Annotated in this window: 25 protein-coding genes and 1 rRNA gene; 9 read left to right on the forward strand and 17 right to left on the reverse strand. The window is 28.2% G+C overall.

The window, feature by feature from the left end; genetic code table 11:
* Positions 1-6: 6 nt before the first annotated feature.
* The 5 genes from BUB83_RS17840 to BUB83_RS17860 all read right to left on the reverse strand — a co-directional run bounded on the left by BUB83_RS17840 (position 7) and on the right by BUB83_RS17860 (position 1,806).
* Complete coding sequence (locus BUB83_RS17840) at positions 7-324, reverse strand: MazG-like family protein (protein ID WP_073340344.1); 318 nt, start codon at positions 322-324, stop codon at positions 7-9.
* Positions 325-459: 135 nt separating this feature from the next.
* Positions 460-705 (reverse strand): 30S ribosomal protein S18, encoded by a 246-nt coding sequence (gene rpsR / locus BUB83_RS17845; RefSeq protein WP_073340347.1) that lies wholly within the window; start codon positions 703-705, stop codon positions 460-462.
* A 24-nt stretch (positions 706-729) separates the two neighbouring features.
* On the reverse strand, positions 730-1,200 hold the full coding sequence (locus BUB83_RS17850) for a single-stranded DNA-binding protein (protein ID WP_073340349.1): 471 nt from the start codon (positions 1,198-1,200) through the stop codon (positions 730-732).
* Between the two features lie 11 nt (positions 1,201-1,211).
* Positions 1,212-1,499, reverse strand: coding sequence for a 30S ribosomal protein S6 (gene rpsF, locus BUB83_RS17855; RefSeq protein ID WP_073340351.1), 288 nt, complete (start codon positions 1,497-1,499; stop codon positions 1,212-1,214).
* Positions 1,500-1,608: 109 nt separating this feature from the next.
* Complete coding sequence (locus tag BUB83_RS17860; protein WP_423231151.1) at positions 1,609-1,806, reverse strand: DUF951 domain-containing protein; 198 nt, start codon at positions 1,804-1,806, stop codon at positions 1,609-1,611.
* A 229-nt stretch (positions 1,807-2,035) separates the two neighbouring features.
* Here BUB83_RS17860 and yyaC point away from each other — a divergent pair, with 229 nt between their 5' ends.
* Complete coding sequence (yyaC, locus tag BUB83_RS17865; RefSeq protein ID WP_073340356.1) at positions 2,036-2,641, forward strand: spore protease YyaC; 606 nt, start codon at positions 2,036-2,038, stop codon at positions 2,639-2,641.
* Between the two features lie 9 nt (positions 2,642-2,650).
* Here yyaC and BUB83_RS17870 read toward each other — a convergent pair whose 3' ends face one another.
* The 12 genes from BUB83_RS17870 to rpmH all read right to left on the reverse strand — a co-directional run bounded on the left by BUB83_RS17870 (position 2,651) and on the right by rpmH (position 12,257).
* Positions 2,651-3,160: a DUF4446 family protein gene (locus BUB83_RS17870; RefSeq protein ID WP_084133665.1), complete on the reverse strand. Its 510-nt coding sequence runs from the start codon at positions 3,158-3,160 to the stop codon at positions 2,651-2,653.
* Between the two features lie 30 nt (positions 3,161-3,190).
* Positions 3,191-4,057 carry a ParB/RepB/Spo0J family partition protein gene (locus BUB83_RS17875; RefSeq protein WP_073340359.1) on the reverse strand — a complete coding sequence of 289 codons (867 nt, stop codon included), beginning with the start codon at positions 4,055-4,057 and terminating at the stop codon, positions 3,191-3,193.
* A complete protein-coding gene (locus BUB83_RS17880; protein WP_073340361.1) occupies positions 4,058-4,831 on the reverse strand; it encodes a ParA family protein in 774 nt (257 codons plus the stop codon).
* 156 nt (positions 4,832-4,987) lie between these two features.
* On the reverse strand, positions 4,988-5,767 hold the full coding sequence (gene noc / locus BUB83_RS17885) for a nucleoid occlusion protein (RefSeq protein WP_073340364.1): 780 nt from the start codon (positions 5,765-5,767) through the stop codon (positions 4,988-4,990).
* 173 nt (positions 5,768-5,940) lie between these two features.
* Entirely contained in the window at positions 5,941-6,672 is a 732-nt protein-coding gene (gene rsmG / locus BUB83_RS17890; protein WP_073340367.1) for a 16S rRNA (guanine(527)-N(7))-methyltransferase RsmG, read from the reverse strand.
* A 4-nt stretch (positions 6,673-6,676) separates the two neighbouring features.
* Positions 6,677-8,572, reverse strand: a complete 1,896-nt coding sequence (gene mnmG / locus BUB83_RS17895; protein WP_073340370.1) for a tRNA uridine-5-carboxymethylaminomethyl(34) synthesis enzyme MnmG — start codon at positions 8,570-8,572, stop codon at positions 6,677-6,679.
* A gap of 8 nt (positions 8,573-8,580) precedes the next feature.
* Positions 8,581-9,960: a tRNA uridine-5-carboxymethylaminomethyl(34) synthesis GTPase MnmE gene (mnmE, locus tag BUB83_RS17900; protein ID WP_073340372.1), complete on the reverse strand. Its 1,380-nt coding sequence runs from the start codon at positions 9,958-9,960 to the stop codon at positions 8,581-8,583.
* 107 nt (positions 9,961-10,067) lie between these two features.
* Positions 10,068-10,697 carry an RNA-binding cell elongation regulator Jag/EloR gene (jag, locus tag BUB83_RS17905; protein ID WP_073340408.1) on the reverse strand — a complete coding sequence of 210 codons (630 nt, stop codon included), beginning with the start codon at positions 10,695-10,697 and terminating at the stop codon, positions 10,068-10,070.
* A 54-nt stretch (positions 10,698-10,751) separates the two neighbouring features.
* Entirely contained in the window at positions 10,752-11,492 is a 741-nt protein-coding gene (yidC, locus tag BUB83_RS17910) for a membrane protein insertase YidC (protein ID WP_423231152.1), read from the reverse strand.
* A gap of 18 nt (positions 11,493-11,510) precedes the next feature.
* Positions 11,511-11,720, reverse strand: a complete 210-nt coding sequence (yidD, locus tag BUB83_RS17915) for a membrane protein insertion efficiency factor YidD (protein ID WP_073340413.1) — start codon at positions 11,718-11,720, stop codon at positions 11,511-11,513.
* Between the two features lie 2 nt (positions 11,721-11,722).
* Positions 11,723-12,064: a ribonuclease P protein component gene (gene rnpA / locus BUB83_RS17920; protein ID WP_073340415.1), complete on the reverse strand. Its 342-nt coding sequence runs from the start codon at positions 12,062-12,064 to the stop codon at positions 11,723-11,725.
* Between the two features lie 58 nt (positions 12,065-12,122).
* Positions 12,123-12,257: a 50S ribosomal protein L34 gene (rpmH, locus tag BUB83_RS17925; RefSeq protein ID WP_073340374.1), complete on the reverse strand. Its 135-nt coding sequence runs from the start codon at positions 12,255-12,257 to the stop codon at positions 12,123-12,125.
* A gap of 560 nt (positions 12,258-12,817) precedes the next feature.
* Between rpmH and dnaA the strand changes: the two genes are divergently transcribed.
* From dnaA to BUB83_RS17965, 8 genes are all read left to right on the forward strand, one after another.
* The gene (dnaA, locus tag BUB83_RS17930; protein WP_073340377.1) at positions 12,818-14,170 is read left to right on the forward strand and encodes a chromosomal replication initiator protein DnaA; all 1,353 of its coding nucleotides are present in this window, start codon (positions 12,818-12,820) and stop codon (positions 14,168-14,170) included.
* Positions 14,171-14,428: 258 nt separating this feature from the next.
* Positions 14,429-15,535, forward strand: a complete 1,107-nt coding sequence (gene dnaN, locus BUB83_RS17935) for a DNA polymerase III subunit beta (protein ID WP_073340380.1) — start codon at positions 14,429-14,431, stop codon at positions 15,533-15,535.
* 56 nt (positions 15,536-15,591) lie between these two features.
* Positions 15,592-15,804: an RNA-binding S4 domain-containing protein gene (locus tag BUB83_RS17940; protein WP_073340382.1), complete on the forward strand. Its 213-nt coding sequence runs from the start codon at positions 15,592-15,594 to the stop codon at positions 15,802-15,804.
* 53 nt (positions 15,805-15,857) lie between these two features.
* Positions 15,858-16,973, forward strand: coding sequence for a DNA replication/repair protein RecF (gene recF, locus BUB83_RS17945; protein WP_073340385.1), 1,116 nt, complete (start codon positions 15,858-15,860; stop codon positions 16,971-16,973).
* Between the two features lie 17 nt (positions 16,974-16,990).
* The gene (gene remB, locus BUB83_RS17950) at positions 16,991-17,254 is read left to right on the forward strand and encodes an extracellular matrix regulator RemB (RefSeq protein ID WP_073340387.1); all 264 of its coding nucleotides are present in this window, start codon (positions 16,991-16,993) and stop codon (positions 17,252-17,254) included.
* 21 nt (positions 17,255-17,275) lie between these two features.
* Positions 17,276-19,183 carry a DNA topoisomerase (ATP-hydrolyzing) subunit B gene (gene gyrB / locus BUB83_RS17955; protein ID WP_073340390.1) on the forward strand — a complete coding sequence of 636 codons (1,908 nt, stop codon included), beginning with the start codon at positions 17,276-17,278 and terminating at the stop codon, positions 19,181-19,183.
* A gap of 20 nt (positions 19,184-19,203) precedes the next feature.
* Complete coding sequence (gyrA, locus tag BUB83_RS17960) at positions 19,204-21,762, forward strand: DNA gyrase subunit A (protein ID WP_073340392.1); 2,559 nt, start codon at positions 19,204-19,206, stop codon at positions 21,760-21,762.
* A gap of 516 nt (positions 21,763-22,278) precedes the next feature.
* Positions 22,279-22,519 (forward strand): 16S ribosomal RNA (locus BUB83_RS17965); the annotation flags it as partial.

Below are 22,519 nucleotides of genomic sequence, written 5' to 3' on the forward strand. Positions count from 1 at the left end.
CCCCCATTAGTTTCTTTTTGAAATATGAGAATTCAAACGACTAAGACTTTTATCTTCTTTTTCTAATTCATCATTTTCAGATATGCCTACTATTAAATTTTTTCTTATATTCTCATCTATTGTACTATAAGAATAACCTAATTTTTCTCCTATAAAGTAAAAAATAATTATCCCACTTGAAATACATTGTAATATAGTCTCTTGAGCTACACTACTACCTTTTGTTAAGATACCAAAAAAATCTGCAACTATATATAATAATTGTGATTTTAGTTTCTCTAAAGTTTTTATATTTGCCATAACATTAAAATCTTCTTTTTTCATTATCATCATTCCTTTTCAAAGAAATACGTATAATAATATTTTATGTTTTTTTATTCCAATTTTCAACTAATATATTTTTTATATTAAAAATCCTTATAGTGAAAACAGCAGTGCCATATAAGACACTGCTGTTTATTAATCTGTTGTATATGGTAGCAAAGCCATAATTCTTGCTTTTTTGATCGCTACTGTTAATTCTCTTTGATGTTTAGCACAGTTTCCTGAAATTCTTCTTGGTAAAATTTTACCTCTCTCAGTTATGTACTTTTTCAATTTATTAACATCTTTATAATCTATAGCTTTAGATTTGTCTGCACAAAATGAACAAACCTTTTTTCTTTTTTTTCTGTTATTCTTTTTGTTATTGTTATTGAAAGCCATTATCTTCCCTCCTTACCAAAATCTCTAAAATGGAATATCTCCATCATCCATAGGAGTTATATCCTCATCATAGCTATTAATATTGAAATTACCATAGTTGCTGTTAGTTCTTTCATTTGATTGAGTTGGTTCAGTGTTTCCACTGTCATAACCATTATTTTGCCTTTGGTTATTATTTCCGCCCCATTCCAAGAACTGAACTTCTTCAGCTGTAACCTCGGTAACGTATCTTCTTGATCCGTCTTTTGCTTCATAGCTTCTTGTTTGAATTCTGCCTGCAACTGATATAAGTTTTCCTTTACTCATGTAATTAGCAGTAGCTTCAGCTTGTTTTCCCCATACAACGACAGGTATAAAATCAGCTTCAGGCTGCCCAGGAGTTTTTAATCTTCTATCAACCGCAATAGTAAAAGTTGCAACTGCAGTACCTTTACCTGCTGTGAATTTCAAATCTGGATCTTTAGTTAGTCTACCAATTAAAACTACTTTATTCATGTTTGCACCACCTATTTATCAGGATTAACAACTATGAATCTAATAACAGCATCACTAATTCTGTAATTTCTCTCTAATTCTTTAGGTAAATCTGGGTTAGATTTAAAGTTGATTAAAGTGTAGTAACCATCATTTTGTTTATTAATAGGATAAGCTAATTTTCTTCTACCCCATTCGTCAACATTATCAATTACACCACCATTTTTTTCAATAACACCTTTAAATTTCTCGATGTTAGCTTTTATAGTCTCTTCATCTAAACTTGCATTTAGTATAAAAAGAGTTTCGTAATTATTCATGTTTTCACCTCCTCCCTATGGACTAACGGCTAAATGGTATAAATACCACATACAGCAGGGACCACATTAAATTATTGTATCATTTAATACTAATTAAATCAAGTTTTTTTTAATTTTCTACTTTATTTTCTTTTATTACTTTTTTTATTCCTTTTTCAAACTTACTTCTTGGTAGCATAACTAATCTACCACAACCCATACATTTTATTTTAATATCTGCTCCAAGCCTTGTTACTTCCCATTCTTTTGTCCCACAGGGATGAGTTTTCTTCATCTCTACTATATCTCCTACATTAAATTCTTTCATAATTTTTTACCCCACTTTTTATAATTGTTATGAAAATTATAACAAAAATAGTTTTTTAAATACATACCTTTTAGAAAATTAAATTATTATAATATTTAATCTTTAAGAATGAATACAATTAATAACTCTTATATATTTTTTTCTTATTTATTCACTTTGTACTTTTACACCAAATAATGAGAATAAAAAACCTTTTTTTAGTAAACAATATTATTAGGAGGTTTTTTCTATGAGCAAAACATATACAATTTCTTATAATGAGAAAAATGCACTATTTAAAATTAGAGACGCTTTATCTCAAAGCATTAAAAAATGTTCTTTATCTAATAAACAGATTGTTCTTATTTGTATCGGCACTGACAGGTCTACTGGAGATAGTTTAGGCCCTTTAGTTGGCGAAAAACTAAAGTTTTTAAAAAGACAAGGATTTGCTTTATTTGGAACACTAGAAAATCCAGTACACGCTAAAAATTTAAGACAAACTTTGGATAACATAAATATTTTATATCAAAACCCATTTGTTATAGCAGTAGATGCATCTTTAGGAACTGCTGATGAAGTCGGTAATATCGTAATTAAAAATACTCCTTTATTTCCAGGCTCAGCTTTGGATAAGAATCTTCCTCCTGTGGGTGATATAAGTATTAAAGGCATAGTAAATGTATCTGGAACCTTAGATTTTATGGTTCTTCAAAATACAAGGCTTTATATAGTTATGTTATTGTCTGATATAATTTCTGGCGGTGTTTATCATGCAATCATTCAAACTTTAGGAAGTAAACGTTTTGTTTCTAATGATAACAATTCTCAGATAGACTCTCTTTTAGGCAATTAAAAAAGACCTTTATAGGTCTTTTTTAATTGCCTCATACAATGCTTTTTTTTCTTCTTCAGATAACTCATACTTAGATTTACCCTTTTCAATAGATTTACCATACATTGTACTTTCATTTCTACTATATAAACTTGTCATTATAATACCATCATCATTTTCATCTAATAATGCTAATGAGAAACTCATATCACTTCCCACATTTTCAAAAGCTTTATATCTTATAAACCCAGCTTTTTGCACGCAAAACTTAACCTTTTCATTTAATTTATTTATTTGTTGCTTCAATAAATCATTTTCCTGTAGTTGATAATCAATTTTTTCATAATAACTATCAATTATCCCTTCCAAATTTGTATTATTCACTCCTCTTATTAACTTATTATGTCTTTTTTTTATTTTTGAAATTTTTGCTGCCATTATAATTATACTGATAAACATTATGATTAAAAGTGATGCAGTTGCAAAAACAATCCAAATGTAATAATCTTTTATGAATTCTTCTATCATTTTCATATTCATTTTTATCTCCTAACTGTTTCACGTGAAACATTAAATTTTTAGAATTTCTATTATTCTTTGTAAATCACTCTCTGAATAATATTCTATTTGTATTTTACCCTTTTCTTTATGTTTTGAATTTATTACAACTTTAGTGTTAAATAAATTTTCTAATTTATCTTCTAAATCATTGTAGAATAAATTATTCCTATCATTGTCACTATTTTCTTTATTTAAATTTGATTCTTCTTCATAATTATTTTTTTTAGCAACCTTAATTAATTTTTCTATCTGTCTTACACTTAAATTTTCATCAATTATCTTTTGAGCCATTAAATATTGATCTTCCTCAGACTCTAAAGCTAATAAAGCTCTTCCATGTCCTTCTGATATAATATCTTCTATTAAATAATTTTTAACTCTATCATCTAAGTTCAGTAATCTTATAGTATTTGAAATTGCAGTTCTTGACTTTCCTATTCTTTTACTTAATTCTTCTTGAGTAAGACTAAATTCCTTTAAAAGTTTTTGATAAGCTTCACCTTCTTCAATTGGATTTAAATCTTCTCTTTGTATATTTTCAATAAGCGAAATTTCAAGTATTTCTCTCTCAGTAGAATCAATTATTAAAATAGGTACTTCTTTTAAACCTGCTAATTTGGCTGCTCTCCATCTTCGTTCTCCTGCAACTATACTATATGTTTCTTTTTCCTTCTTTACAATTAAAGGCTGAATAATGCCGTGTTGCTTTATTGATTCTGAAAGTATTAAAATTTTCTCATCATCAAAATATTTTCGTGGCTGTTCTTTATTAGCTTTTATTAAGTTCAAAGATATTTTATTAACTCCTTGATCTAATGAGCTATCTTCTGGAATTAAAGCTCCTAATCCCTTTCCTAGTCCATATTTCTTACTCAATTAACTCCCCACCTTTTGTTTTGCTAAAAACTCTTCTGCTAAATTATCATATGCATCGGCACCCTTACACTTTTCATCGTATAACATTATTGGCAGTCCAAAACTTGGTGCTTCTGCTAATCTAATATTTCTTGGTATAGTTGTATCATACACTTTATTGCTAAAATAATTTTTAACTTCTTTCACAACTTCATTAGAAAGGTTTGCTCTTTTATCATACATACTCATAATTACCCCTTCAATGTACAGTTCTTTATTAAGTGATTTTTTAACTAATTGAATCGTATTAACTAATTGACTAACACCCTCCAAAGCATAAAATTCACATTGAATAGGTATCATTACACTATCAGATGCCGTTAATGAATTAACTGTTAAAAACCCTAATGATGGTGGACAATCAATAAAAACGTAATCAAATTTTGTTTTCATATCTTCTAGTTTTTTTCTTAAAATTAATTCTCTATTTTTGATGTTTATTAGCTCTATTTCTGCACCAACTAACTCCATATCAGAAGGAGCAAGAAAAAAATTATTTACTAACTCACTTTCAATAATTACTTCATCCATTGATTTATCTGATGTTAAAACTTCATAAATTGAACCTGATAATTTATTCTTATCAATACCCATTCCACTAGTTGTATTTCCTTGAGGGTCAATATCTATTGCTAATATTTTTTTGCCTTTCATTGCTAAATATGAGCATAAATTTATACACGTAGTTGTCTTACCTACTCCCCCTTTTTGATTGAAAACCGAAATAACTTTCATTTTTTCACCATCCCGCTTTTTTTTATGATTGTATATTATAAAAATGAGAAATTATACATAGAACTATTATAAATGTTTTATGTATTTAAATAAACGATAAATCGAAAAAAAAACTTAAAATATTAAAATATTTTAAGTTTGTTTCACGTGAAACATTTAATTTTTAGGAATCCTTATAATAACCTCTACAAATTCATCATTCTCTTTAGATTTATATGAAGCATTAATTCCATATTTATCAAAGACTTGTTTTATTGTATTAATATAAATTCTAGAGCTAAAAATACCTTTGATCTTTTTCTTTCCATCCTTAGCAATAACATTACCATTTATTTTATTTATCTCTTTATCAATTAATTCTTCAGATTTTTTTACATTGAAAGATTCTTTAATTATTTTATCTAATACTTTCATTTGAATTTCTTTGTTGGGTAATTTTAATAGAGCTCTTGAATGTCTTTCTGATAATTTATTCTCTAATATTTTACTTCTAATTTCTTGATCTAACTTTAACAATCTTATTTTATTTGCAATTGTTGATTGTCTCTTCCCAATTTTATCGGCTAATTCTTTTTGTGTAAAATTATGTTCTTGAAGTAAATCACTATAAGCTTCTGCTTCTTCTAAAAAACACAAATCTTCTCTTTGAATATTTTCAAGTAAAGCTATGGCGGCTGATTGCTTGTCCGTAATGTCAATTATAATAGCCGGTACATCTATCAAACCAAGCTTTTTTGCTGCTCTAAATCTTCGTTCTCCAGCAACTAATTCAAACATATTATCTTTAACTTTCCTAACAGACAAAGGCTGAATTATACCATATGTTCTGATTGATTGTGCCAATTCTTCAATTGTATCCTCATTAAAAATTTTTCTCGGTTGATAAGCATTAGGCACAATACATTCTAATGATATGTATTCAATGTCTTTTTTCATGTTACCCCATCCTTCTCGTAAAAAATTAAAAACATTAAAAATTTATATTATATTCAAAAATATACCTACTGATACAGTTTATATTATACTATAAACTCCTAAAGTTTATTTAATAACGTAAAAATAAATCAAAATAAATTGAACTAGATTTTATATAACCTAGCTCAATTTTTTTATTTAATAGGTTTCCCTGTTATTTGTTTCCATTTTCTAGGATATTTTTTTTCTGATTCCTTTACCTTTTTAATAATTACCAAATTGTGGTGTAACTCTGAATCTTCAATTTTTATAGGAATAATTTTTACAAACTTTCCACCAAGTGTTCCTATTGCATTTCTTGATTGATCTAATTCTTCTTCTGCATTAGGGCCTTTTAAGGATACAAAATAACCTCCAACTTTTACATAAGGAATACACAATTCACATAAAGTTGTTAAATTTGCAACTGCTCTAGAAGTTACTATATCAAAAGAATCTCTTAATTTTTTTTCATTTAAATATTCTTCTGCTCTTCCATGTACAAGTTCTACATCTTTTAATTTTAATTTTGAGACAACATCATTTAATACAGTTATTCTTTTATTCAACGAATCTAATAAAGTAACTTTTATATCGCTTTTAATGATTTTTATAGGTATTCCTGGAAATCCCCCTCCAGTACCAATATCTATTAATGTTTTAGCTTCCATTAAAGGTTTAAAATTAAAGATTTTGATAGAGTCTACAAAATGTTTTTTAAATATTTCCTCATCATCTAAAATTGCAGTCAAATTTACTTTTTCATTCCATTCTTTCAATAAATCTTTATATAAATCAAACTTCTCAAATATTTCATCTGTAAACTCAACACCTATATCATTACAAGCTTCTTTTAAAACATTATAGTTTATTATATTATACTCCACTTGTTTAAACCTCCTTACTAGTATCTTTTCTATTCATTTGTTCCATTGCAACTAAAAGAACTGTAATATCTGCTGGAGATACTCCTGAAATCCTAGAAGCTTGCCCTATACTTATTGGTCTAATATTATCTAATTTTTCTTTTGCTTCTATTCTCAAACTTTTGATTGAATAATAATCAATATCTTTTATAATTAATTTTTTTTCCATTTTTTTGAATTGCTCCACTTGTTCCATTTGCTTTTTTATATATCCTTCATATTTAGAAATAATACTAACCTGTTCCTTAACATCATAAGGTAATTCTGGTCTCTCTGAATCAATTTCTTCAACTAAAAAATAATCCAACTCTGGTCTTTTAATTAATTCATATAAACTTACAGGTTTCTTTAATGGAGTAGAATCTAGTTTTTCTAGAATTTCATTTATTTCTTTTCTATTTGTAACTTGAAATTTCTGAACTCTTTTAATTTCATTTTCAATTCTTTCTTTTCTAATTTTAAATCTATTATATCTATCTTCAGATACTAATCCAACTTTATACCCTAATTCTGTCAAACGTAAATCTGCATTGTCTTGACGTAATAAAAGTCTATATTCTGATCTTGAAGTCATCATCCTATATGGTTCATTTGTTCCTTTTGTAACTAAATCATCAATTAAAACTCCTATATAAGCATCAGATCTATTTAAGATTAACGGTTCTTTTTCTTTAACCATTAAAGCTGCATTAATACCAGCAATTAATCCCTGTGCTGCTGCTTCCTCGTAACCTGAACTTCCATTAATTTGACCTGCTGAGAATAATCCTTGTAATTTTTTAAACTCCAAAGATAATTTTAGTTGAGTAGGATCAATACAATCATATTCTATGGCATACGCTGGACGCATTAATTCCGCATTCTCAAGACCTGGAACAGATTTCATCATTTCTATTTGTACATCCTCTGGCATAGAACTAGACATTCCATCTAAATACATTTCTGCTGTATCTTCTCCCTCTGGTTCAACAAATAGTTGATGTCTTTCTTTATCTGGAAAACGCATAACCTTTGTCTCAAAAGATGGACAGTATCTTGGTCCTGCACTAGTTATAGATCCATTATAAAGAGGTGCTCTATCAATATTTCCTTTAACAATAGTATGTGTTTCATCATTTGTATATGTTAAAAAACAAGATAACTGTTCTCTTGATAATTCATCATTCATAAATGAAAATGGAACTATTTTTTCATCACCTGGTTGTTCAATCATCTTAGAAAAATCTACTGATCTTTTATTTATACGAGCTGGGGTTCCTGTTTTAAATCTTCTCATTTGAACTCCATTTGAAATTAAATTTTCTGTGAGTCCTCCTTTAGCAGAAGATAATCCACTTGGACCTTCATCAATAATTAACTCACCTATTATAATTTGTGAATTTAAATAGGTTCCTGATGCTATAATTACTGCTTTTGTTTCAAAATAAGCTCCCGTTCTAGTTAAAACTCCTACTACCTTGTTATCTACAAAATCCACTTTAACTACTTCTGTTTGTCTTAAAGTAAGCTTATCCGTTAATTCAACAATTCCTTTCATTCTTGAAGAGTATTTAAATTTATCCGCTTGAGCTCTCAAAGAATGAACAGCAGGTCCTTTAGAAGTATTTAACATTCTAGACTGAATAAATGTTTCATCAATGTTTATTGCCATTTCTCCACCTAAAGCATCAATTTCTTTTACCAAATGCCCTTTTGCAGTGCCCCCTATATTAGGATTACAAGCCATCATAGCTACACTTTTCAAATCAGTAGCACATAGTAAAGTTGTGCATCCAATTCTAGCAGATGCTAGAGCTGCTTCACATCCTGCATGCCCTGCACCAACTACTACAACATCGTATTTTCCACCAAAATAACTCATTATTCTCCCTACTTTCCTAAACAAAATTTTGAAAATATCTTATCTATGATATTTTCTCCTAAAGAATCACCTGTAATTTCGCCAAGAAATGTCCAAGCATTACGAATATCAATAGATGCCAAATCAATTGCACTTGTATCATTTAAAGCTTCTTGAGCAAAGGATAAACTTTCTGCAGCTTTAATCAATGCTTGTTTGTGTCTTGTATTACTAACCATTATGTCTCCTATATTTATATCTCCTTTAAAAAATAAATCTTTAACTTTCTTTTTTAATTCATCTAATCCTTCTCCTGTTTTTACAGATGAAATTATAAAGTTATCTTTATCTAATAAATTTAACTTATCTTCTTCAAATTTCTTATCTAAATCACTTTTATTCAATAAAACTATATATTTCTTGTTTTCTAAATAATTGATTATCTTTATATCTTCATCATCTAATTCTCTGGATGTATCCAACATAAATATTATTAAATCGGCTTCGTTTAATTTTTCCCTAGATTTTTCAACACCTATTTTTTCAACAACATCTTCTGTTTCTCTAATTCCAGCAGTATCAATTATCTTTATTGGTATACCTTCAATATTTATAAACTCTTCAAGTACATCTCTAGTTGTACCCGGTACATCAGTTACAATTGCTCTTTTTTCACTTAATAATGCATTCATTAAAGATGACTTTCCAACATTAGGTTTACCTACTATTACCACATTTAATCCTTCTCTTAAAATTTTACCTTCATCTGCTGTATTAATTAAGTTTTGTATTATTTCCTGTATTTTTTTAATACTCCTTGATGCATTTTCAGCAGTAATTTCCTCTAGGTCCTCTTCTGGATAATCCACTGTAGCTTCTATGTGTGCAATATCTTCAATTAGGACCTCTCGTAAACTATTAATTTCCTTAGATAATCTGCCTTCACTTTGCTTAACAGCTGATTTCACACTTAATTCAGTTTTAGCATTAATTATATCTATAACAGCTTCCGCACTACTAAGATCAATTCTTCCATTCAAAAAAGCTCTTTTGGTAAATTCGCCTGGTTCTGCTAATCTTGCTCCTGCTTTAATTACCTCTTCTAAAATTCTACTAGTTACAACTACTCCACCATGACAATTTATTTCTACTGTATCTTCTGCCGTAAAACTCTTAGGACCTTTCATATAACTTATAATAACTTCATCCAACTTATCTTCCGATACCATGTCAATTATATGACCATATCTCATAGTATATGATATTATATCTTCTAATCCTTTATTATTTTTTCCTATAAATATTTTACTAACTATATTTAATGCTTTTTCTCCTGAAATTCTTATTATTGAAATCCCACTCTGACCTACACTGGTAGCAATAGCTGCTATTGTATCAAATTCTTTCATTAATTTCATCCTTTCAAATGTTATAAATAAAGTAAAATCTATTTATATTTACCTATATATTTTACCCATCAAAAGCTTAATGCTATTATATCAAAAAAGAAAGCCTATTAGGCTTTCTTTTTTAAATCAATTACAACTCTTCTATATGGTTCTTCACCTTCACTAAAAGTAACAATAGTTTTATCACTTTGGAGTGCATAGTGAATAATTCTTCTCTCATATGGATTCATAGGCTCTAATTTAACACTTCTTCTTGTTTTTTTAACTTTTCTAGCTAATCTATTAGCTAATAATTTTAATGTTTCTTCTCTTTTAGCTCTATAATCTTCTGTATCAACTATAACTCTCATATGACTTCCTTCATTACCTTTGTTAACTGCTAAATTAACTAGATATTGAAGAGCATCTAAAGTTTCACCTCTATGTCCAATAATAACACCCATATTAGGACCTACTAAGTTAATCCTCAAAGTGTTTTTTTCTTCTTTTATTTCTATCTCTGCTAAAATACCCATTGATTCTAAAACGTCACCTAGGAAATTCTTTGCATCATCTACAGGATTTTTCTTAACAGTTACTCTAATTTTTGCTTCTTTGTTTTTGAAAAACTTGAACAAACCTTTAGATTCTTCTTCTATAACCTCAATTATTACTTTATCTTCTGTAACTTTCAAACTGTCCAATGCCGATTTTACAGCTTCTTCTACGGTTTTACCTATCATTTCTATACTTTTCATTTTGGCACCTGCCTTTCCACTTTTCTTCATAAGGCACTAAATATCTATTTTATATTAAGCTTCTTGTACTTTTTTATTAGATCCTTTTTTTATTAATAAAGATTGAACTAATTGGAATAAGTTATTAGTTACCCAATATAAAACTAAAGCCGTTGTAAATCTAAAACTCATATAAGTAATCATTATGCTCATACCAATACTCAATGTTCCTGTTTGTTTTGAAGCCTCTGATCCTTTAGGCGACATTATAATCGATGAGAAATATGTAGTTGCACCAGACAATAAAGGTAATATCCACGTTCCTACTAATAATATATTAGATGAAACTTCACTAAAAGATGCTGGCGTACCTAATAATTTTAAACCTAAAAAAGTAACGTCTCCTATGTTAGGATTTATTATAGTTAAGTTCATAAACAAATAATACATTGCAATAAGGATAGGCCATTGTAATAATAAAGGTAGACACCCTCCTAATGGGTTAACTCCTTCTTCCTTATAAAGTTTCATAGTTTCTTGATTTAATTTTTCTGGATTGTTTTTGTATTTTGCTTGAAGTTCCTTTATTTTTGGTTGAACCTCACTCATCTTTGAAGATGATTTTAATTGTTTGTAATTCAATGGAAATAATAAACCTCTAATTATTAACGTAACCAAAATTATTGTCAATCCATATGACCAGTTATCGCTTGAAAAAACAACTTTCACTCCACTATGAATTATTCCGAAAAATTGAACCAGCGCGTTATTTAACCAATCAATTTCTAAAAACTTAGCTGCTACAGTTACATTCAATCTAATTACCTCCTAATTTTATTTAACAGGATCATACCCACCCTTACTATAAGGATTACATCTAAAAATTCTTTTTATGGCTAATAAACCGCCTTTAACTAAACCATATTTCTCAATTGCTTCAATAGAATATTGAGAACAAGTGGGATAGAATCTGCAGGATGGTGCCTTAAGAGGTGAAATATATTTTCTGTACTTTTTTATAAAATAAATAACAATTTTTTTCAACATTAATTGTAAAGACCTGCCCTTTTCATTAGCTTAATAACAGACTTTTCTATTTCTTTGAAATCTTTTCCTTTTGCATTATTCCTAGCAATAAAAACAAAATCATAACCTTTTTTTAGGTCATCTCTATTCAATCTATATCCTTCTGAAATGAGTCTTTTAACTCGACTCCTAACTACACTATTTCCTACTTTTTTACTTACAGATATACCGACTTTATTTATATCATTATTTTGATTGTTTTTATAGACATATAAAACAAGTAAACTATCAGCAATTGATTTACCTCTTCTATATACTATAGTAAATTGTTTGTTTTTTCTTATTTTTTCTTCCTTCTTCATATCTGATAGGAACTCCTCATTTTCTGCAATTACAGAAAAGGCCACTTTTCTGCGGCCCTTATGCTGTTAATCTTTTTCTTCCTTTTTGTCTTCTTCTTTGAATTACATTTCTACCAGAATGACTTTTCATTCTTTTTCTGAAACCATGCTCTTTCTTTCTTTGTCTCTTTTTTGGTTGGTATGTCATCTTCATTTAAAAACACCTCCTTTGTTGCTCAATTATTTCTATAGTTAAGCATAAGCAAATTGTCTATAGAGTAAAAGTAAATTTACCTTTTAATTATATATATACCTTATAGCAATGTCAAGAAAATACACAATTGTTGATAATTTTTTATTTAAATAGTTTTTTTGTGGATAAGTTCTTGTATCCCTTCACTACTTTTGTTATTATAAAACTAAACTGTTGAAAAAATGTGGAGATTTTTTTTTATCCACAAGCTGTGGATATTTATGTGTATAACTTGTTCGATTTTTGTTTTTTTTTCTCTATTTTATATAAAACACTAATATTTATCACAATTTCACCCCTGTTAATACTGTTAATATATATTTATCAACAGTTGTTAATAAATATATTTTTATTTTTATATTAACAAAGTTATCAACATGTTATTAATTTTATTAATAATGTCAACACTTTATATAGATGATTTTTTATTTGTTAATAATCTGTGTATAATTTGTACTTTTTAAATTTTTAATTATTATTTTTACAAATTTGTTATTAAAAAAGAAACTGGAGGATAAATTATGGCTGCCCAATTGGATAAACTATGGGATGATACTCTTGATATTATTAAGAAGGAATTAAGCCAAGTAAGCTTCAACACTTGGATAAAAAGTATCTCACCCTTAAGAATAGATGAGAATACTATAGTATTGGAAGTTCCTAATGATTTTACTAGAGGAATTTTAGAAAATAGATATAAAAACTTATTAATAAACGCAATAAATGTTCTTACGGCAAAAAACTATAACATTGAGTTTTTAATCTTATCCGAAGAAACAGCTATAACTGAAACTACAAAAGAAAAAGAAAATGACTCAAATCAAAAGGTATCTGCTTCTGAAGAAATGAATAGTACATTGAATCCTAAATATACATTTAATTCATTTGTCATAGGTAACAGTAATCGCTTCGCTCACGCTGCATCTTTAGCTGTAGCTGAAGCACCTGCTCAAGCATATAATCCTTTATTCATTTATGGTGGCGTTGGTTTAGGTAAAACCCATTTAATGCATGCTATAGGACATTACATTTTAAAAAATAACCCTAAAGCTAAAGTAGTATATGTTTCCTCTGAAAAATTTACCAATGAATTGATTAATTCAATTAAAGATGATAAAAATGTGGAATTTAGAAATAAATATAGAAATGTAGATGTTTTGCTAATAGATGATATTCAATTTATAGCTGGTAAAGAAAGAACTCAAGAAGAATTCTTTCATACTTTTAACTCACTACATGAAGCTGATAAACAAATCATATTATCTAGTGATAGACCACCAAAAGAAATCCCTACTTTAGAAGATCGTTTAAGATCTAGATTTCAATGGGGTTTAATAGCTGATATTCAAGCTCCAGATTTTGAAACAAGAATAGCTATTCTTAAGAAAAAAGCTGATGTTGAAAACTTAAATATTCCTAATGAAGTTATGGTTTATATTGCTAATAAAATAAAAGCTAATATTAGGGAATTAGAAGGGGCCTTGATAAGAGTTATGGCTTACGCATCTCTTACTAATAGAGAGATAAGCGAAGATTTAGCTGCAGAAGCATTAAAAGATATTATTTCGCACGATGCTAAAAAGCAAATCACAATTAAATTTATTCAAGAAGTTGTTGCTATGTATTTTAATATTAAGGTTGAAGAATTAAAATCTTCTCGTAGAACTAGGAATATTACTTATCCTAGACAAATAGCTATGTATCTTTCTAGAAAACTTACTGAGATGTCTTTACCTAAAATAGGAGAAGAATTCGGGGGTCGGGATCATACAACTGTTATTCATTCCTACGAAAAAATCTCAATGAATTTGAAGAAAGATGAATCCCTAAAAAACATAATATCTGAACTAACAAAAAAAATAAATCAAAAATAATTAACACCTGTGTATAATTTAACTAGGATAAATTGTGGATTACATAAAAAAAACCTGTTTTCTAAAATTGTTGTGGAAAAGTCCAAAAATCTGTACTTACTTATCCACACTTATTTTTATGTAATTTTTGAGTGTATTACTAGCTTTGAAGTACTTATCCACATATCCACCGTCCCTACTACTATTACTACTATAAAAGATTACTTACTATTCTATTAATATATAAATATTGCTTGTGAATAAAAGGAGGTTATTATTATGAAATTTAGATGTGAAAAAAACAAATTAGCAGAAGCTATTTCTGTAGTACAAAAAGCTGTATCTACTAAATCCCCTATGGAAATACTACATAGTATTTTAATAACAGCTAAGGAAAATCAATTAACTTTAGTTGGAACAGATATAGATTTAAGTATAGAAACAAAAATAGATGCAATAGTAGAAGAAGATGGTATAATAGCAGTTGATTCAAAATTTTTTGGAGAAATAGTTAGAAAATTACCTAATAGCTCAATTAAAATAGAAAAGAAAGATAAAAATATTAATATCAAATGTGAAAAAACAGAATTTACTTTATTAGCTAATCTTAATGTGGATGAATTTCCTACGTTACCAGATATAAACGAAAATTTAGTATTTACTGTTAATCAAAAATTATTAAAAAACATGATTAAAGGATCTATTTTTGCTATAGCACAAGATGAAACAAGACCTATTTTAACAGGTATACTTTTTGAAATTGAAGGAAATACCTTGAATTTGGTTGCTTTAGACGGTTATAGATTAGCATTTAGAAGTGAATTTATTGAAAATGAAAATAGCTTGACTGCTGTAATTCCAGGTAAAACATTAAGTGAAATGTCCAAGATTTTAAGTGATGAAGAAGATAATGTAAATATTACTTTTACACAAAATCATATTTTGTTTAATTTAGGAGATACAAAAATAATTTCTAGGTTACTAGAAGGTGAATTCATAAAATATAATTCAATTATTCCAAAAGAGTATAACTCTAAAATAACAGTAAAAAGGACAGAACTACTAGAATGTATTGAGAGAGCCTCATTAATGGCTAAAGACGGAAATACAAATCTTATAAAATTTGATATTAATGATGAAAATATTGTTATAACATCTAATTCTCAATTGGGAATGGTTCGAGAAGAATTGAATATAATTTTGCAAGGTGAAGGACTACAAATTGCATTTAATTCAAAATACTTAATAGATGTATTAAAAATTATAGATGAGAATGAGATATCTCTTGAATTCTCAAGTAGTGTTAGTCCTTGTTTAATAAAAAATAATGAGAATACAAAATTTACTTATTTGGTTTTACCGGTTAGATTATTAAATTCAAATTAAAACAAATATAAAAGGTGGTGGAATCTATAGGCATAAAATTGTCTATAGAATAAAAAATGAATGAAATAGTAATTAGTGGAGAATTTATAAAACTCGATGCTTTTATGAAATGGTCTAATATGGTATCATCAGGAGCAGATGCTAAATTTTTTATTAGAAACGGTGAAGTTTTTCTTAATGGAGAAGTAGAAGTTAGACGTGGAAAAAAAATAGTGGCAGGAGATATTGTTAAATTTAATGGAGAAGAATTTAAAGTAGCTAATGAGTAAATAAATTTTTAATAAAACTTTATTTATGTTATAATAAAGAATAGGTGTTTTTTATGTATGTAAAATATATTGAACTTAAAAATTATAGAAATTATAAAAATCTATCATTGGAATTAAGCAGTGGAACAAATATTTTTGTTGGAGATAATGCTCAAGGTAAAACAAATATTCTTGAGAGTATTTATTTTTGTAGTTTAGGAAAATCACATAGAACTAACAAAGACAAAGAAGTTATTATTTGGGGTGAAAAAGAAGCCTATATTAGCGCTTATATTTCCAAAGAAAGATTAGATAAAAAGATTAATATTAAGATTTTTAAAGAAGGCAAAAAAGGAGCTACTATCAATTCAATTAAAGTGAATAAACTTTCTGAATTGATAGGTACTTTCAATTCAGTTATGTTTTCACCGGAAGATTTAAAAATAGTAAAAGAATCTCCTACATACAGAAGAAAGTTCCTTGATATTGAATTAAGTAAATTAGATAAAAAATATTATAATGCTTTAGTACAATATAATAAAATTCTAAATGAAAAAAATATTATACTTAAAAAATGGAAGGACAAAGAATCTTTATTAGATGTCTATGATGTTCAACTAAGTAAGTATGGGGCTTATATAATTAATAAAAGATTTGAGTATTTAGATATACTAAGTGAAAAAGCTAGTATAATTCATAAAGAAATTACTACAGGTAAGGAAGATATAGGGTTTAAATATCTAACTTTTGTCAAGAATTTAGATAAACCAGTAAATTTAAATAAAATTGAGTTTGATTTAAAAGAGCAACTTAATGCATCAAGGCAAAAAGATATTGAAAAAAGAATTTCTTCTGTAGGACCACACAGAGATGATTTTTTAATTAGTATAAATGACATAGATACTAGAATTTTTGGATCTCAAGGTCAACAAAGAACAGCTGTTTTATCCATTAAGTTTGCCTCTCTAGAAATCATAAAAGAAATTTATGGAGAATACCCAGTGCTACTTTTAGATGATGTTTTGTCTGAACTAGATATAAATAGGCAGAAATATATTTTAAACTCTATAAGCAAATTTCAAACGATAATTACATGTACTGGAATAATGGATATAAAAAAATATTTAAAAGATAATATAAATATTTATCATGTAAAAGAAGGTAGTATAGAGATAGAAACACTTGATTAAGTGTTAGGAGGAAAATCATGTTTTTACATTTAGGAGAGAATATTGTTGTACCCATTAAAGATATTATTGGCATATTTGATATAGAAACAGCTATGGATAACTCTGATACAAGACAATTTTTGAGATTGGCAGAGGAAGATGGTTTTATTCAAAAAATAACTAATGAAGTACCTAAATCTTTCGTTGTGGCTGAAGTTGATAAAAAAAGCAAGATTTTTCTTTCTCCAATATCATCATCAACACTTACAAAACGAAGTGATATAAACATTTTTGAAACATAGAAGCTAGTTAGGAGGATATACATGGAAAATCAACAAAAATATGATGAATCCCAAATCCAGGTATTAGAAGGTTTAGAGGCCGTAAGAAAAAGACCGGGAATGTATATAGGCAGTACAGGGTTAAGAGGTTTACATCATCTTGTATACGAAATTGTAGATAACAGTATTGACGAAGCATTAGCAGGATATTGTAGCGATATAAAAGTAAGAATTAATAAAGATAATAGTATATTGGTTGAAGATAACGGTAGAGGAATGCCAGTAGGAAATCATCCTAAAATGCAAAGACCTACTGTAGAAGTTATTATGACAGTTCTTCATGCTGGTGGTAAATTTGGTGGAAGTGGATATAAGGTATCAGGAGGATTACATGGTGTTGGTGCTTCTGTTGTTAATGCCTTATCAGAATATTGTAAAGTTACGGTAAAAAGAGAAGGTCAAATATGGGAGCAAGACTATTCAAAAGGTATAGTTTTAAATGATGTAGTTGCAGTAGGTGAAACAGAAGAACATGGAACAATAACATATTTTAAACCAGATGAAACTATTTTTGAGTCTATAGAATTTGAATATGAAACATTAGAGCAGAGATTAAGAGAATTAGCTTTTTTAAATAAAGGTATTAGAATTAGCTTAGAAGATGAAAGAACATCAAAGTTAAAAGAATTTTTATATGAAGGTGGAATTAAGTCATTTGTTTCCTATTTAAATAGAAATAAACAAAAAATCCATCCAGAACCAATATATGTTGAAGGATCAAAAGATGACTATGTTGTTGAAGTTGCTATTCAATATAATGATACTTATTCAGAAAATATATTTTCTTTTGCAAATAACATAGATACAATAGAGGGGGGAACCCATTTATCAGGATTTAAGACAGCTTTAACTAGGGTTTTAAATGATTATGCTAAAAGATATGGATATATAAAAGAAAATGATAAAAATTTATCTGGTGATGATACAAGAGAAGGAATAACTGCAGTTGTATCAATTAAACTTACTGACCCTCAATTTGAAGGTCAAACAAAAACAAAACTTGGAAATACAGAAGTTAGAGGGATTGTTGATAGTATAGTTAGTGAAGCAGTTAATATATTTTTTGAGGAAAACCCTAAAATAGCTAAAATAGTTATAGAAAAGGGATTGATGGCATCAAGAGCAAGAGAAGCAGCTAGAAAAGCAAGAGAATTAACAAGAAGAAAAACCGCATTAGATTCTACGTCATTACCTGGTAAATTAGCAGATTGTCAATCAAAAGATCCATCAGAATGTGAAATATATTTGGTTGAGGGAGACTCCGCAGGAGGCTCAGCAAAGCAAGGTAGAGATAGAAAAAACCAAGCAATTTTACCTTTAAAGGGTAAAATAATGAATGTTGAAAAACAAAGATTGGATAAAATCTTGGGTTATGAAGCAATAAGATCTATGATAACCGCTTTTGGTGGGGGAATAGGGAAAGATTTTGAAATCGACAAGATGAGATATCATAGAATAATAATAATGACAGACGCAGATGTGGATGGAGCTCATATTAGAACACTGTTACTAACATTCTTTTATAGATACATGAAAGATTTAGTAGATAAAGGATATATATATATTGCACAGCCACCATTATATAAATTACAAAAGGGTAAAAAAGTTCAATATGCATATTCAGATAAGGAATTACAACAATTGTTAACTGAATTTGGTGGAAAAGATAAAAACACTAATATACAAAGATACAAAGGCTTAGGTGAAATGGATGCTACTCAATTATGGGATACTACAATGAATCCAGAAGATAGAACATTATTGAAAGTTACGGTAGATGATGCAATACAAGCAGATGAAATATTTACAATCCTAATGGGTGATAAAGTTGAACCAAGAAGAGAATTTATAGAAGAAAATGCTAATAAAGTCGTTAATTTAGATATCTAGCTAGTAAAGAGGTGTAGTAAATGAGCAACCAAGGAAATTTAATAGAAGTTGATATAAGTAGAGAAATGAAAAAAAGTTATATTGATTACGCTATGAGTGTAATTGTAGGGCGTGCTCTTCCAGATGTAAGAGATGGTTTAAAACCAGTACATAGAAGAATTTTATTTTCCATGTATGAACTAGGACTTACGCCAGATAAAGGGTATAGAAAATGTGCCAGAATAGTAGGAGACGTATTAGGTAAGTATCATCCACATGGAGATACTGCTGTTTATGATGCTTTAGTCAGAATGGCTCAAGATTTTTCAATTAGATATACATTAGTTAATGGGCACGGAAATTTTGGATCAGTAGATGGAGATAGTGCTGCAGCTATGAGATATACTGAAGCAAAAATGGATAAAATAGCTGTTCAAATGCTGAGAGACATTAACAAAGATACAGTTGAGTTTGTTCCAAACTTTGACGGGGAAGAAAATGAACCGGATGTTCTACCAGCTAGATTTCCTAATTTATTAGTTAATGGATCATCTGGGATAGCAGTAGGTATGGCAACAAACATTCCACCTCATAACTTAATAGAAATAATAAATGGAATCAATCTTTTAATAGAAAATCCAGAAACAACTATTCAAGAATTAATGGGAGAAATAAAAGGACCAGATTTTCCTACTTATGGAAATATAGTAGGACGTTCAGGAATAAGGTCGGCTTATGAAACAGGTAGAGGTAGAATAGTTGTTAGAGCTACAAGTGAAATTGAAGAATCAAAAGGAAGAAATAGAATTATTGTATCTGAGATACCATATCAAGTTAATAAAGCTAAACTTATTGAAAATATTGCAGAGCTTGTAAAAGATAAAAAGATAATGGGTATATCTGACTTAAGAGATGAATCAGATAGGGATGGTATGCGTATTGTTATTGAATTGAAAAAAGATGCAAATGCAAATGTAATATTAAATCAATTATATAAACATACAAAATTACAAGATACTTTTGGTGTTATAATGTTAGCACTTGTAAATAAAGAGCCTAGAGTATTAAACTTAAAAGAATGTTTAGTTTATTATTTAGATTTCCAAAAGGAAATTATAAGAAAAAGAACTATTTTTGATTTGAATAAAGCATTAGCAAGAGCTCACATACTTGAAGGTTTAAGAATAGCGTTAGATCGTATCGATGAAGTAATTAAATTAATAAGATCTTCTAAAACTACTATTGAGGCTAAAGAAGGTTTAATGTCTGAGTTTGGGTTGAGTGATAAGCAAGCACAAGCAATATTAGATATGAGACTTCAAAGATTAACAGGATTAGAAAGAGAAAAAATTGAAGAAGAATATTCTGCTTTAGTAGCATTAATAAAAGAATTGAGAGAAATTCTTGAAGATGAAAATTTAGTTTTAGACATTATAAAAACTGAATTAAATGAAATAAAAGAAAAGTATGGAGATGTTAGAAGAACACAAATCATCCAAGGCGAAGATAGTGATATTGATATGGAAGATTTAATTCAAGAAAGAGATGTAATTCTTACATTAACTCATGCTGGATACATAAAAAGAATACCAGTAGATGCATATAGTTCTCAAAAAAGAGGCGGAAGAGGAATACAAGCAATGTCAACAAAAGAAAATGATTTTGTTGAAAATATGTTTGCTACAACTACACATAATAATGTAATCTTCTTTACTAATAGAGGAAGAGCTTATGTATTAAAAGCATATCAGATACCTGAAGCAGGAAGAACAGCAAAAGGAACTAATATAATAAATCTAATTCCTGTAGAAAGTGATGAGCGAATTCAAGCAGTTATATGCTTAAAGGAATTCGACGAAACTAATTTCTTAATAATGGGAACTAAACAAGGATTAATTAAGAAAACATCATTAGATAAGTATTCATCAATAAGAAAAAATGGATTAATAGCAATAAACTTAAAAGATGATGATGAATTAATTGGAGTAAGAGTGACAACTGGAGAAAGTGAAGTTATTTATGTAACTAAAAATGGATATGCTATCAGATTTGATGAAACAGATGCAAGACCATTAGGAAGAACTGCTTCAGGAGTTAAGGCTATTACATTAAGAAATGATGATGAAGTTGTTTCTATGGAAGTACTAAATAGTGAACAAGAGCTTTTAGTTGTGAGTGAACTTGGTTTTGGTAAAAGAACACCTACAAGCCAATATCATTTACAAAAAAGAGGCGGAAAAGGGGTTATTACTTATAAAATAAGTGATAAAACAGGTAAACTTGTTGGGGCTAGAATAGTAGAAGATTCTGATGAAATAATGCTTATTAACAATAATGATATAGCAATAAGAATTAATGTTTCTGGAATATCAACTACAAGTAGAAATACTATGGGTGTAACATTAATGAGAACAACTGAAGAAGACAAAATAATGGCAATGACTAAAGTAATAAGTACTAAAAGTGAAGATGATGAAATTATAATTGATGAAAATGAAGTAGCAACAGAACAAATTGATACTAAAGTAAATGAAGATATAAATGAAAGCATAGATGAAGAAATAGACGAAAACGTAGATAATGAAGATATAAATGAATAATATATATTATAAATTTATATCTAGAAAAAAGAGTTAATAAATAATAATTTGTATGGATTAAAGAGTTTCCTTTGATATAAATAAAGGGAACTCTTTTTAATTTTGGGTAAAAGAGAACTTATTTAGTAATTTCGAGTATGAAAAACATTTAGTAAAGAGCAGTAATTAATACATAATTATATAAGTAATTTATAAAGAATAATAAAACTCATCCTAGTGTGTCTTTATATGAAAAACAACGAAAAAAATAGAATTTAAAAGAAAACCAATGATAATTTAAAATTAAAGGGAAATTAAAGAAACGGACTCTTTATAATTTTGATAAGATATTCCTTGTCGCCAAGAGAAATTAAAAATTTATTTAAATAAAAAACTTTATAACTCTTGACAACAAGATGTAAAAGATATATAATTATCTAGCTGTACAAAATATAATTGATCTTTGAAAATTAAACAGAGAATGATATAAAATGCCAGTCAATAATTTAAGTAAATGAGTAAACAGATTAAACTTTTTAAATTGAGAGTTTGATCCTGGCTCAGGACGAACGCTGGCGGCGTGCTTAACACATGCAAGTCGAGCGATGAAGTTCCTTCGGGAACGGATTAGCGGCAGACGGGTGAGTAACACGTGGGCAACCTACCTCGAAGTGGGGGATAGCCTTCCGAAAGGAAGATTAATACCGCATAACATATTTTTTACGCATGTAAGAAATATTAAAGATTTATTGCTTCGAGATGGGCCCGCGGCGCATTA

The organism is Clostridium grantii DSM 8605 (genome assembly GCF_900129965.1).
GTDB classification, from domain to species: domain Bacteria; phylum Bacillota; class Clostridia; order Clostridiales; family Clostridiaceae; genus Clostridium_AF; species Clostridium_AF grantii.

Coding starts and splice junctions, on each gene's coding strand:
- BUB83_RS17840 (WP_073340344.1), bottom strand. CDS start 324: ATGAAAAAAGAAGATTTTAATGTTATGGCAAATATAAAAACTTTAGAG.
- rpsR (WP_073340347.1), bottom strand. CDS start 705: ATGGCTTTCAATAACAATAACAAAAAGAATAACAGAAAAAAAAGAAAA.
- BUB83_RS17850 (WP_073340349.1), bottom strand. CDS start 1,200: ATGAATAAAGTAGTTTTAATTGGTAGACTAACTAAAGATCCAGATTTG.
- rpsF (WP_073340351.1), bottom strand. CDS start 1,499: ATGAATAATTACGAAACTCTTTTTATACTAAATGCAAGTTTAGATGAA.
- BUB83_RS17860 (WP_423231151.1), bottom strand. CDS start 1,806: ATGAAAGAATTTAATGTAGGAGATATAGTAGAGATGAAGAAAACTCAT.
- yyaC (WP_073340356.1), top strand. CDS start 2,036: ATGAGCAAAACATATACAATTTCTTATAATGAGAAAAATGCACTATTT.
- BUB83_RS17870 (WP_084133665.1), bottom strand. CDS start 3,160: ATGAATATGAAAATGATAGAAGAATTCATAAAAGATTATTACATTTGG.
- BUB83_RS17880 (WP_073340361.1), bottom strand. CDS start 4,831: ATGAAAGTTATTTCGGTTTTCAATCAAAAAGGGGGAGTAGGTAAGACA.
- noc (WP_073340364.1), bottom strand. CDS start 5,767: ATGAAAAAAGACATTGAATACATATCATTAGAATGTATTGTGCCTAAT.
- mnmG (WP_073340370.1), bottom strand. CDS start 8,572: ATGAGTTATTTTGGTGGAAAATACGATGTTGTAGTAGTTGGTGCAGGG.
- mnmE (WP_073340372.1), bottom strand. CDS start 9,960: ATGAAAGAATTTGATACAATAGCAGCTATTGCTACCAGTGTAGGTCAG.
- jag (WP_073340408.1), bottom strand. CDS start 10,697: ATGAAAAGTATAGAAATGATAGGTAAAACCGTAGAAGAAGCTGTAAAA.
- rnpA (WP_073340415.1), bottom strand. CDS start 12,064: ATGAAGAAGGAAGAAAAAATAAGAAAAAACAAACAATTTACTATAGTA.
- rpmH (WP_073340374.1), bottom strand. CDS start 12,257: ATGAAGATGACATACCAACCAAAAAAGAGACAAAGAAAGAAAGAGCAT.
- dnaA (WP_073340377.1), top strand. CDS start 12,818: ATGGCTGCCCAATTGGATAAACTATGGGATGATACTCTTGATATTATT.
- dnaN (WP_073340380.1), top strand. CDS start 14,429: ATGAAATTTAGATGTGAAAAAAACAAATTAGCAGAAGCTATTTCTGTA.
- BUB83_RS17940 (WP_073340382.1), top strand. CDS start 15,592: ATGAATGAAATAGTAATTAGTGGAGAATTTATAAAACTCGATGCTTTT.
- recF (WP_073340385.1), top strand. CDS start 15,858: ATGTATGTAAAATATATTGAACTTAAAAATTATAGAAATTATAAAAAT.
- remB (WP_073340387.1), top strand. CDS start 16,991: ATGTTTTTACATTTAGGAGAGAATATTGTTGTACCCATTAAAGATATT.
- gyrB (WP_073340390.1), top strand. CDS start 17,276: ATGGAAAATCAACAAAAATATGATGAATCCCAAATCCAGGTATTAGAA.
- gyrA (WP_073340392.1), top strand. CDS start 19,204: ATGAGCAACCAAGGAAATTTAATAGAAGTTGATATAAGTAGAGAAATG.